Source organism: Undibacterium sp. Ji22W (assembly GCF_049340305.1).
GTDB lineage: Bacteria > Pseudomonadota > Gammaproteobacteria > Burkholderiales > Burkholderiaceae_D > Undibacterium.
Window position 1 is genome coordinate 1,103,425 of record NZ_JBMPOU010000001.1, and the last position, 11,479, is coordinate 1,114,903.

General features: G+C 44.5%; 13 protein-coding genes. 10 read left to right on the forward strand and 3 right to left on the reverse strand.

Annotation, left to right across the window (positions count from 1 at the left end; all coding sequences use genetic code 11):
- Positions 1-179 precede the first annotated feature (179 nt).
- Genes flhB through motD form a run of 7 tightly spaced genes read left to right on the forward strand, consistent with a single transcriptional unit; the run spans position 180 to position 7,796 of the window.
- Entirely contained in the window at positions 180-1,334 is a 1,155-nt protein-coding gene (flhB, locus tag ACO0KW_RS04680) for a flagellar biosynthesis protein FlhB (protein WP_423051100.1), read from the forward strand.
- Positions 1,331-3,427 (forward strand): flagellar biosynthesis protein FlhA, encoded by a 2,097-nt coding sequence (gene flhA / locus ACO0KW_RS04685; RefSeq protein ID WP_423051102.1) that lies wholly within the window; start codon positions 1,331-1,333, stop codon positions 3,425-3,427. Before flhB ends, flhA begins: the two co-directional genes overlap by 4 nt.
- Positions 3,424-4,683, forward strand: a complete 1,260-nt coding sequence (gene flhF / locus ACO0KW_RS04690) for a flagellar biosynthesis protein FlhF (RefSeq protein ID WP_423051104.1) — start codon at positions 3,424-3,426, stop codon at positions 4,681-4,683. Before flhA ends, flhF begins: the two co-directional genes overlap by 4 nt.
- The gene (locus tag ACO0KW_RS04695; protein WP_423051106.1) at positions 4,676-5,497 is read left to right on the forward strand and encodes a MinD/ParA family ATP-binding protein; all 822 of its coding nucleotides are present in this window, start codon (positions 4,676-4,678) and stop codon (positions 5,495-5,497) included. Before flhF ends, ACO0KW_RS04695 begins: the two co-directional genes overlap by 8 nt.
- Before the next feature lie 38 nt (positions 5,498-5,535).
- Positions 5,536-6,270 carry an RNA polymerase sigma factor FliA gene (locus ACO0KW_RS04700; protein ID WP_423051108.1) on the forward strand — a complete coding sequence of 245 codons (735 nt, stop codon included), beginning with the start codon at positions 5,536-5,538 and terminating at the stop codon, positions 6,268-6,270.
- Positions 6,252-6,998 (forward strand): flagellar motor protein, encoded by a 747-nt coding sequence (locus tag ACO0KW_RS04705; protein WP_423051110.1) that lies wholly within the window; start codon positions 6,252-6,254, stop codon positions 6,996-6,998. Before ACO0KW_RS04700 ends, ACO0KW_RS04705 begins: the two co-directional genes overlap by 19 nt.
- A gap of 18 nt (positions 6,999-7,016) precedes the next feature.
- Positions 7,017-7,796: a flagellar motor protein MotD gene (gene motD, locus ACO0KW_RS04710; RefSeq protein ID WP_423051112.1), complete on the forward strand. Its 780-nt coding sequence runs from the start codon at positions 7,017-7,019 to the stop codon at positions 7,794-7,796.
- 168 nt (positions 7,797-7,964) lie between these two features.
- Here the strand turns inward: motD and ACO0KW_RS04715 are convergent, their stop codons facing one another.
- The 3 genes from ACO0KW_RS04715 to flgA form a co-directional block, all read right to left on the reverse strand.
- Positions 7,965-8,465 carry a flagella synthesis protein FlgN gene (locus tag ACO0KW_RS04715; protein ID WP_423051114.1) on the reverse strand — a complete coding sequence of 167 codons (501 nt, stop codon included), beginning with the start codon at positions 8,463-8,465 and terminating at the stop codon, positions 7,965-7,967.
- Positions 8,462-8,779, reverse strand: coding sequence for a flagellar biosynthesis anti-sigma factor FlgM (flgM, locus tag ACO0KW_RS04720; protein ID WP_423051116.1), 318 nt, complete (start codon positions 8,777-8,779; stop codon positions 8,462-8,464). The genes ACO0KW_RS04715 and flgM overlap by 4 nt, the downstream gene beginning before the upstream one ends.
- Before the next feature lie 124 nt (positions 8,780-8,903).
- Positions 8,904-9,620 carry a flagellar basal body P-ring formation chaperone FlgA gene (flgA, locus tag ACO0KW_RS04725; protein ID WP_423051118.1) on the reverse strand — a complete coding sequence of 239 codons (717 nt, stop codon included), beginning with the start codon at positions 9,618-9,620 and terminating at the stop codon, positions 8,904-8,906.
- Positions 9,621-9,876: 256 nt separating this feature from the next.
- Here flgA and flgB point away from each other — a divergent pair, with 256 nt between their 5' ends.
- The 3 genes from flgB to ACO0KW_RS04740 all read left to right on the forward strand — a co-directional run bounded on the left by flgB (position 9,877) and on the right by ACO0KW_RS04740 (position 11,428).
- Positions 9,877-10,272 (forward strand): flagellar basal body rod protein FlgB, encoded by a 396-nt coding sequence (gene flgB / locus ACO0KW_RS04730; protein ID WP_423051120.1) that lies wholly within the window; start codon positions 9,877-9,879, stop codon positions 10,270-10,272.
- Between the two features lie 5 nt (positions 10,273-10,277).
- A complete protein-coding gene (gene flgC / locus ACO0KW_RS04735) occupies positions 10,278-10,682 on the forward strand; it encodes a flagellar basal body rod protein FlgC (protein WP_186942969.1) in 405 nt (134 codons plus the stop codon).
- Between the two features lie 74 nt (positions 10,683-10,756).
- Positions 10,757-11,428, forward strand: a complete 672-nt coding sequence (locus tag ACO0KW_RS04740) for a flagellar hook assembly protein FlgD (protein ID WP_423051122.1) — start codon at positions 10,757-10,759, stop codon at positions 11,426-11,428.
- Positions 11,429-11,479 lie beyond the last annotated feature (51 nt).

Here is an 11,479-nt window from a genome sequence, read left to right on the forward strand (position 1 = left end):
AAAAAGCCACTAAATCTTAGTGGTTTTTTTTACTCATCTTCACCTTCCCACGCATCTTGCAAGGTTTCCCCCGAAATGAGGGGTGAATCCCACTCTATTCATGCGATGTCATGGGACTAATTTCGTGAATAATTTGTCCTAAGGAAATTAATTTAGATCTCGATCTAATTGGATGATAAATGGCTGATGACAGCGGACTAGAACGGACCGAACCAGCCTCCCCCCAGCGGCTTGAGAAAGCTCGGGAGGAGGGGGATGTTCCACGCTCCAAAGAGCTTTCAACCTGCACAGTATTGTTGGCGGCGGGTGGCGGCTTGTATTTCTATGGTGAAACCTTATTCAATAATTTGGCCAAGAATTTTTCACGTGGTTTGACATTTGATCGGAGTGCCGCGTTTGATCCCAATTTTTTGACGATGCAAGTGCTTGATTCAGTGATCGATGTGATGTGGGCGTTTTTGCCAATTGTCTGTCTTGTTTTACTTGCAGCTCTTGGGTCGCCATTATTAATAGGTGGTTGGTTGTTTAGTTTCAAGTCTTTGGAACCGAAATTTTCACGAATGGATCCGATAGCTGGATTGGGGAACTTAATTTCTTCCAGAGCTGGAATCGAATTGGTTAAGGCTATTTTGAAAACAATTCTGGTCGGTGTGATTGCTTGGATGGTTGTCTCACGGCAGAAAGACGCTATTTTTGGCCTAGTCTTCGAACCACTTAATCAAGCTAGTGCGCACCTGGGGCATATGTTGGGAGTTTGCTTTTTGGCGATCGTCGGCGGTTTGGTATTAATTGCAGCGATTGATGCCCCGTATCAAATGTGGGCATATGCTGACAAATTAATGATGACGCACCAAGAAGTCGTGCAAGAGTCAAAGGAAGCAAATGGTAATCCACAAATCAAAGCGAAAATTCGCCAGCAACAAAGAGAAATGGCACGCCGCCGCATGATGTCTGAAGTGCCAACAGCTGATGTTGTTGTCACTAACCCGACGCACTTTTCTGTTGCATTAAAGTATGCCGATGGAAGTAACGGTGCGCCTCGTGTTGTGGCAAAAGGTGCAGATGCCGTTGCAGCAAAAATTCGTGAGTTGGCGAAGGAAAATAACGTGCCAATTCTAGAAGCGCCTCCACTGGCACGTGCGCTATATAAACATACTGAATTGGGCGATGAGATTCCAGAGGCACTCTATGCAGCTGTCGCGGAAATTCTTGCTTATGTATTTCAATTGAGGAGCTATCGAAAAACAGGCGGATTGCCACCAGTGGAACCAAAAAATATACCTGTCCCGACAGGCCTTGATCCATTGTCAAATAATGTAGGAGTACAAGTATGAATTCGCTGAAACTGCCTGCATGGCTAAAAGGTATGGGAAGTAGGGCTTTGGCGGGCCCTATCCTCATCGTGATGATGCTGGCAATGATGATATTACCGTTGCCTGCCTTTGCTCTTGACATTTTCTTTAGCTTTAATATTGCACTTTCGATCATTGTTTTGTTGACCAGTTTGTACACGGTGCGACCACTCGACTTTATGGTTTTTCCAACAGTCTTACTGATTAGTACGATGTTGCGTTTGTCTTTAAACGTGGCTTCCACACGGGTTGTTTTGACTGAGGGGCATACCGGCCCTGATGCGGCTGGTAAAGTGATTGAAGCATTTGGGCATTTCTTGATTGGTGGAAATTACGCAATTGGTATCATTGTCTTCGTTATATTGACGATTATTAACTTTACTGTTGTTACCAAAGGTGCTGGGCGTATTGCCGAAGTCGGCGCCCGTTTTGCTTTAGATGCGATGCCAGGTAAGCAAATGGCGATTGACGCTGATTTGAATGCAGGCTTGATTGCAGAAGATGAAGCACGTCGCCGTCGTACTGAGGTTGCTCAAGAAGCTGAATTTTATGGGGCTATGGACGGTGCGAGTAAGTACGTGAAAGGCGATGCGGTAGCTGGCATTATGGTAACAATTATCAACGTAGTCGGTGGTTTAATCGTTGGTATGGTGCAGCACGATTTGGATTTTTCTGCCGCATCTAAGATTTACGCCTTGTTGGCAATCGGTGATGGTTTGGTGGCACAAATTCCATCCCTGATCATCTCCACTGCTGCTGGTATTGTGGTGTCGCGCGTCGCTAGTGATCAAGACATTGGGAATCAATTCATTAATCAGTTGTTTGCCAAGCCTGAAGTGATGTACATCACCGCCGCCATTATCGGTGGAATGGGAATTATCCCAGGCATGCCACACGTTGCTTTTATTTTGCTTGCAGGCAGTTTGGGCGGTGCGGGCTATTTATTGAAAAAGCGCGCTGCCGAAGCCCCAGCGAAAGAAGCGGCTGCCGCAGCGGCTGCAGCAACGGTGCCACAGGCGCCTGAGATGGAAGAGGCAACATGGCAGGATATTTTACCGGTTGATACTTTAGGTCTTGAAGTCGGCTATCGCTTGATCCCGTTGGTTGACAAAAATCAGGGGGGCGAGTTGTTGCGACGTATCAAAGGTATCCGTAAAAAATTTGCACAGGATATCGGCTTCTTATCACCACCAGTCCATATTCGCGACAACTTGGAATTAAGGCCGAGCTCATATCGCATCGCATTAAAGGGTGTTGAGATCGGAAGTGGAGATGCCAATATGGGGCAGTTTTTGGCAATTGACCCCGGTATGGTATCTGGTCCCTTACCGGGCACACCGACTGTCGATCCTGCATTCGGATTGCCTGCTGTTTGGATTGAAGCAAGTATGAGGGATCAGGCGCAGTCGATGGGATATACGGTTGTAGACGCCGGTACCGTGATAGCGACACATCTCAATCATCTGATTACTTCAAACGCTACTGAGTTATTGGGCCGTCACGAGGTCCAGCAATTGCTTGATCATTTGGGTAAAGAATCACCAAAGTTAATTGAAGATTTGACACCTCGCTTGTTGTCTTTGTCCATTATTCAAAAGGTTTTACAGAATTTGTTAGTAGAGGGTGTACATATTCGGGACATGCGTACCATAGTTGAAACGCTGACAGAATTGGCACCTCAAATTCAAGACGCGAATGAATTGACTGCTCAGGTACGAATTGCCCTAGGGCGGGCCATCGTGCAACAGATCTTCCCAAGTGGAAACGAATTGGCTGTGATGACATTAGATAATAAGTTAGAACGTCTATTGATGCAGACCCTACAAGGACATGGCTCAGACGGCGGAAGTATGGAGCCAGGCTTAGCTGACACTCTAGCATTGCAAACAGAGGCTGCTGCGCAGCATCAGCAACAGCTTGGATTAACGCCTGTTTTGTTGGTTCCCGGACCGTTGCGCGCATTGCTGGCGCGATTCTTACGGCGCACGTTGCCGCAAGTAAAAGTACTTTCACATGCAGAGCTGCCTGAGAATAAGACAATAAGAGTTACTAGCCTAGTTGGAGGGCAATTATGAACGTCAAAAAATTTGTAGCACCAAGCTCACGAGAAGCCTTACGTAAAGTAAAGGCAATGCTAGGTGAGAATGCGGTGATCTTGTCCAATCGTAACGTTGATGGTCAGGTGGAAATTTTGGCTATGAACGATCAATTGGTAGCCGAGAGTGATGTTGCTGGCGATGGAGTGGTAGGCCTAGCACAATTCAATCCAAATGCTAAATCCTTCATAGAGCCGGAAGCGAGCATGAAAGCGTCAGTTCGTGAATTGCCTAAGCGAGATGAAATATTGCCTAGCCAGGCCGAACTCACATTGATGATGAACGAAATTCGTTCAATGCGCGGGATGCTCGAGGGTAAAATGTCAGAAATGGCATGGAACTCTACCCAGCAAAAAACACCATATAAAGCAGATGTGATGCGCGAAATGCTGGCAACTGGCTTGAGCGCCAGTTTATGCCGCCACTTAATTGAAAAAATGCCTGAATTAGGTAATGCTGAAGCGGGTCTCGAGTGGATCAAGTCGATTATGGTCAGGAATTTATCGACCATCACAAATGAAAACGAAATCCTTGAGCAAGGTGGAGTCTATGCCTTAGTAGGGCCAACAGGCGTTGGTAAAACCACGACTACAGCAAAACTGGCAGCGCGTTGTGTGATGCGTCATGGCCCTTCAAAATTGGCATTGATCACAACTGACGGCTATCGTATTGGTGGCTACGAACAATTGCGTATCTATGGAAAAATTCTCGGTGTGATGGTGCACTCGGTCAAAGACGAAGCTGATTTAAAGATTGCATTGGCTGAATTGAAAAATAAGCACACCGTTCTGATTGATACGGTCGGTGTAAGTCAGCGCGATAAAATGGTGACTCAACAAGTGGCAATGTTGTCTGGCTCTGGAACAGAAGTAAAACGCTTGCTGTGCTTAAATGCGACGTCAACCGGTGAAACCCTCAGTGAAGTCGTTCGTGCTTATCAAGGTAGTGGACTATCAGGATGTATTTTGACCAAATTGGATGAGGCCGCGACGATAGGTGGCGCTTTAGACATCGCGATTCGACAAAAACTCAATCTCTATTACGTCGCCAGTGGGCAACGGGTGCCCGAAGATCTACATATCGCAAATAAACAATATTTAGTAGATCGTGCATTTAAGTTGAAACGCGAGACTTCTGCGTATAAGTTTCAAAATGATGAGTTACCTTTGTTGATGTCAAATATGGCGGCAGTACAAGTAGCTGACATGGGAAAAGCGGAGGCCTTCTTTGGTTAATTACGATCAGGCGGAAGGGCTGCGTCGTATGTTGGAAATGCCCAAATCAAAGGTTTTGACGTTCATTTCTATGTTGTCAGATGCAGAAAGAAATGGGATGTTGATTAATTTGTCGGCTAGCTTCGCAAGACAAGGTAGAAATACTTTAATGGTGGACGCCAAACCATCGAACTCTAGCTTGAGTGCGTGGTTAAACCTGAAATCAGATCAGACATTGTTGGATGTCGCACGACAACAGCGTACAATGGATGCCGTGATTAAACAAGTTTCGCCCGGGCTGTCGATTACCAAGGTTGCGCACGGAATGCAGAAAACTTTAGGTTTGCCTGCGGCAGGATTTCGAGAGCTATCAAAAGCATTTGACATCGCCGCCAGTCGTTCAGATTTGGTAGTAGTCGATTGTGAATTAAGAGACGATGATACATTTTTATTGTCTTCTTTTGAGGACAGTGAACTGATTATTCATGTGTCTGCAGATCCAAAAACGATAACAGCAGCATACGCATTGATTAAACGTTTGAATAATCGATTTGGCCGTCGTTCGTATGGCATAGTTGTTTCTGGAGTCGATCATGCGCAGGGACAGCGTATTTTCTCAAATCTCGCCACAACAGCAAGACGTTATATGGCAGTAGAAATCAAGTTTATTGGTGATGTACCGGCGGATATTCATTTGACCCGCGCCACCGAGTCGGGACGCACAGTTATTGATGCGTTTCCATTATCAAAAGCTGCAAATGCTTTTGTACGTATGGCAGAAAAATTGGTATCTACCGCCAGTCAAAGTTTACGATTCGAAGCAATGTCGATTTAGAAGTGCTTTGAATACTTAATTAGAGTATAAATTTGTTTATGTACACAGCGAGTGGTAAATCAGATAAGAACTCAATACTCACCGAGCATGCTCCTCTGGTGAAGCGTTTGGCTTATCAACTGAAAGCAAGACTACCGCCTAGTGTAGAAGTCGATGATTTGGTGCAGGCTGGTATGATAGGTTTGCTGGATGCGGTTAATCGCTACGAGGATAATCACGGCGCACAATTTGAAACTTATGCGATTCAACGAATTCGTGGTGCAATGTTAGACGAACTGCGGAGCAGTGATTGGCTACCACGCGGCGTGCGCCAGAATATGCGCAAAATCGAAAATGCGATGAATGAAATGCAGCAAAAGTTAGGCCGCCCACCTTTAGAGACTGAGTTAGCAAAACACCTCAAGCTTACTTTAATCGATTATCAGGAGTTGCTAGGCGAAAGCGGTGGGCATCAATTGCTGTACTACGAAGATTTCCATGATGCCGATACTAAAGAGCATTTTCTTGATCATTTCTGTAGCGACGAACGCTCTGGCGATCCTTTGCAAGACTTGTTACATGGTGACTTTCGCGACGCAGTGATTCATGCGATCAATAGTCTCCCAGAGCGAGAAAAACTGTTGATGGGCTTATATTACGAGCAAGAGCTCAATTTGAAAGAGATTGGTGCTGTCATGGGTGTTTCTGAATCTCGAGTTTCGCAATTACATAGCCAGGCAGTTGCCAGGCTACGTGCATCATTGAGGGAGCGGGCGTGGACCGGGCTAGCTTAATAGGGATAATTCTCGTTGTTGTGGGGATACTTTCGGGGCAAGTACTCGAAGGTGGTCACCTATCTTCGCTAATGCAACCCGCGGCATTTGTCATCGTTGTCGTAAGTACGATCGGCGCTGTGCTTCTGCAAAGTCGCATGCCAACATTTATCCGTGGTATCAAAATGCTGAAATGGATAGTGATGATGCCTGAGGATAAAAGCCGTAAGAATGTACAGGATGCAATGGTGTGGAGTGTTGTTGCGCGACGTGAAGGCTTCTTAAGTCTTGAACGTTATATCGATACGGTGAAGGATCCTTTTATCGAGAAAGGATTAAAACTTGTGATTGATGGCATTGATCCTGAACGAATTAAAGATGTGTTAGATGTTGATATTTCTTTCTATGAAATGGAACAGCGACAAGCTATAAAAATTTGGGATGCGGCTGGAGGATATTCTCCTACCATAGGAATTCTAGGTGCTGTATTGGGATTAATTCATGTCATGGAAAATTTGACAGACCCAAATAAGCTCGGTGGGGGGATAGCCGTTGCTTTTGTCGCGACGATATATGGTGTTGGCTTGGCAAATTTATTCTTCTTGCCTGTCGCCAATAAGTTAAAAGAAATTGTTGGCAAAGAAGTCGTCAGGAGAGAAATGTTGGCGGATATTTTTTATAGTATTGCGCAAGGAGATAGTCCAAGAATAGTAGAAGAGCGCTTATCTAATCATCGCGCAAAATTGTGAGATAAATTTACTCTATTTATGGCACGAAAAAAATATCAGGAAGAACCAGATAATCACGATCGTTGGCTCGTTTCCTATGCCGACTTTATGACCTTGTTATTTGCCTTTTTTGTAGTCATGTACGCAATCTCTTCTTTAAATGAAGGTAAATACCGTGTTTTATCAAATGCACTTAATGGTGCTTTTGGTACTGTAATGGTATCTGGAGGCGAGATTCCGGAGATAAAGAAAAATCAGAATTCCGTCATTGACGCCCTTCCAGTGATTAAACCAAAAAATACTGAACCACTAAGGAAAGAACGCGAAAAGATGACTCATGTTGCACGTGACATCATGAGCGTTTTAGAGCCTTTGGTGCGTGAAGGAAAAGTAAGGGTAACGCAAACGAGCCGCGGTGTTTCAATTGAAATTAATGCGAGCTTATTATTCGCACAAGCAGAGGCGAAGCTTAATCTTGATTCAATCCAGGCGCTAAAAGCCATTGCTGAAGTTCTCAAAATTGATAATCATGCGATTCAAGTGGAGGGATTTACAGATAATTTGCCAATCAAGAACTCAACATTTCCATCGAACTGGGAGTTGTCTGCGGTGCGAGCTAGTTCAGTTGCTCGTTTGTTCATGGAAAATGGCGTTGATGAGAATCGAATAACCGCCGTCGGACAGGGCCCCAAATTTCCAGTGGGCTCCAATGAGAACCCTGAGGGTCGGGCAAGAAACCGGCGAGTAACTGTCACAATACTTTCCGTGTTGCCAGAAATGCCCATTGATATCCCAGTCGTGCCGAGTTCCAAACCTTAACGACAACTTGAACGTCGACAGTTTGATTCTATTCGGTGTGGTCCGAGTGACTTTGAATTGATTAGCATTGCCGGGTTCGCTGAGTGCAATTTTCCCCGATTTGAGAGGCTTGCAACTAGGTAGGCGAAATCTTCATGAGCATGGTTTGTAGGTTCAAAACCACTACACTTAGCCAGCAACTATGCCGCGACCAGCATTCGGTTTGAGTTTAGATTGGCCATCTGCGCCATACATTGAACCTGCTTGGTGCCCACTTCCACTTTGAAGGACATTAAGTGCAGCTTGGTTTTTGTTTAAGTGGCGATTAATTAACAGGCCGTTCGTCCTGTTTTTTTCTTGCGCTAAACTGGAAATGTCCAACAATGATTGCCAAGTATTTTCCAATTCTAATACTTGAATGCTTGGATTCGCTGCCAATAGTTGGCGCATGCCATTAATATCATTGCTGTACCCAGATTTTAATAGTAACTCACTGCGATTTTTTTCTAGTTCGATCACTTTCGCCAGCAGCATATTTTTGTTCGGCGTAATGTTTTCGAGTTTTTCTGACTCGTTATCAACCAAAACCTGCTGTTCTTCATCTAATAACTGCGTCAATGACTGCATGACGATAATTTCTTGATCGATGAGTTGTTGTAGCTGTGCAGTATTGGTCAATGCGAGATTCATGTTGGTTGTCTTCTGGAGTTAAGTAAATCTTTGACTGTTTCTAATAGTCCATCCGCCACTTTTTCCGCGTCAACTTGAAAGCGACCTTCGGCAATCGCTAATTTAATTTCTTCAACCTTTTTGGCTTCAAATACCGCGCCACTTGCTTGAGTACGCTGCATTGTCTGTAACTGCACAGAAAGAGGTGAAATTTGAACGTTTATGGATGGTGCTGTTGCAGTTTTCGCATTATCCCCAGCCTTATCCGCTCTTGGCGTTGATGGACTGCTTGGTGGTAGCCCTTGGGTTGAGTTGAGCGAGTCATTGATTTTCACGATGGTACCTCTGAGGTTGGATTTACATTCATCTACAACCATTATAACGGCGCGCTATTTTTAAACTTTAACTCTATTTGTGGAAAACGCTGGCTTATTTTTTTAATTACTTCTTAATCTTGTCTTATTGAACTTCTATAAAACCACCGGCACGTGCTATTCCACTCACTAGTTGCCCCGAGTTGGTTTTGGCTCTGGTGAGTTGTCCCTCAGATGCATTATTTAATGCGATAGCATCGTTCGAGACACGAAAACCGTTTCCTTGACTGACAATCTTGATGCTTTGACCCTGTTGAATAATGGGGACCATTTTAAACATGTCTTGTCTAATGCCAATCCCAGCAGGGTAGGCTGCAATCATCGTTTTTCCTATTGCAGTACCACTGTTGACTATCGTTCCAGGCGACTGACTACTTAACTCACCACGCACTTTGACGATGTCCGACTCCGAAAGAACTTGTCCCGCACTTATTGCAGATTTGGTTACGAAATAATCGCCAAAAACTCGTACTTGGGCGGCGATATAAACTGTCCATGGTTTGGGAGCTGTACATCGCATTCCTACTGTCACTTTACCCCAGGCTTTACTACCGGGAGGGAAGAAGGGGCTTAATTGTGCGCACGCTGACAATTTAAGACGTGAATCGATCGGTTTGACATTGATTTCAATATCGTCTTGCAAACTACTGCTTTGCGATCGTAAAAACTTCTCAACTTCCTTAGATAGATTCCCAAGTTCAATCAACACTGGCTGTTGATCAGAATCTTGGGCTATGGCCGAAGTAAATGCAGATATTCCTAGCAAGAAGCTTAGCAACAACCTTTGGAATTTCTTATTCACTGCACAACTCCCTTACATTTGATCGATCCTGCTATGGGTGAATTGTAGTCTTGAGGATTGAGATTGATTGCACGAATAGATGGGTTTTTCGGTTCTTTATTGGCAGATCGAATTGGACTTGCTAAGCCTAATATGCACATTAACGAAAACCGTTTGGTTTAATTGAATTGAATTGGGTTGGGGCGGCTTGATAGGAATTGATTGATACCTCATCACTGACTAGATAACGGCATCAACATCAGAACGGAGATGAACAATGAATAAGCTGGACGACTATATGCGCTTTCATCAGCTTGCTTTGTCCGTTCGTGGGCAACGTCAGCAATTATTGGCATCGAATATTGCGAATGCCGATACGCCTAACTATAAAGCACGGGATATCGATTTTAATGCGGCAATGAGTGCTGCTTTGGGCAAGACAGACAGTGCACATGATTTGGCAAAGACCTCTGCGGCACACTTTTCTCAAGCCGGAACCGTGGCAGGTATGCCGCCAGCATACCGTAAAGAAGTCCAAGGAAATGTTGATGGTAATACGGTGGATATGGATGTTGAACGCAATGCATTTACCGAAAACGCGCTGAAATATGAAGCGAGTTTAACCATGATTAATATGCAAATCAAAGGTTTGCTTTCTGCGATACAGGGGTAGTCATCATGTCGTTATTTAAAATTTTTGATGTTTCTGGCTCTGCGATGAGTGCGCAAGCACAACGTCTGAATGTGGTTTCCAGCAATTTGGCGAATGCTGACAGTGTTACAAGTTCAAATGGGCAAGCTTACAAAGCCAAGCAAGTCGTATTTACCGCGATGCAGACAAATGATCCCGCTTCGACTGGCGTGAAGGTGACACAAGTCGTCGAAGATCCCAACCCGCCCAAATTAATGTATGACCCGAAACATCCATTGGCTGATGAAAAGGGCTATGTATCTATGCCTAATGTTAACGTGGTTGAAGAAATGGTTAACATGATTTCGGCTTCAAGGTCATATCAAACGAATGTAGAAACGATGAATGCAGCGAAGGCGATGTTACTGAAAACTTTAAGTATTGGTCAATAGGTCATTGGTTCAATTTAAAAACAAATCGAAATTACTGAGCTAAATCATTTAGCTACTGCAGAGAGGTTACAAATATGAGCACCGTTAATACAACTTCAACCGTTGATCCCAGTCTACTAGCATCGATGAATGGTACGCGAGGTACGAAAAGTACGGCACAAGATGCCCAAGATCGGTTTATGACTTTGTTGGTGACACAAATGAAAAATCAAGATCCTTTGAATCCGCTGGACAACGCTCAGATCACGAGTCAATTGGCACAGCTCTCAACTGTCACTGGGATTGATAAATTGAATGAAACAATGGCGGCGATGAGCGGTAGTTTTAAGAGCAGCCAAAATTTGCAAGCAGCATCAATGATCGGCCATGGCGTTGTCGTACCGGGATCGAATGTGGAACTGAAGGATGGCAAGTCGGTGCTGGGATTTGATCTGCCGCAGAACGCGGACAAGATACAAGTCATGATTCGAGATGAGAGTGGTGCTTTAGTCAAAACGCTTAACTTCAACAATATGACAAGTGGTTTTAACTCGGTTTCATGGGATGGGAAAAATGAGTCTGGAACGGTTGCTGCCAATGGAAATTACAATTTTGAGGTAAGCGCCAGTGCAGCGGACACAAAATTGACTGTGACGCCATTAAGTTTTGGCTTGGTAACTAGTGTTTCTTTTGGGAGCCAAGGAACCATGTTAAGCATATCGAATGCGGGAGATGTGGCAATGTCGGATGTGAAACAAATTTTTTAATGTAATTGTGCAAGATGCTTGTCTGTGATTCGCACAGCTAGTCGTTATTAG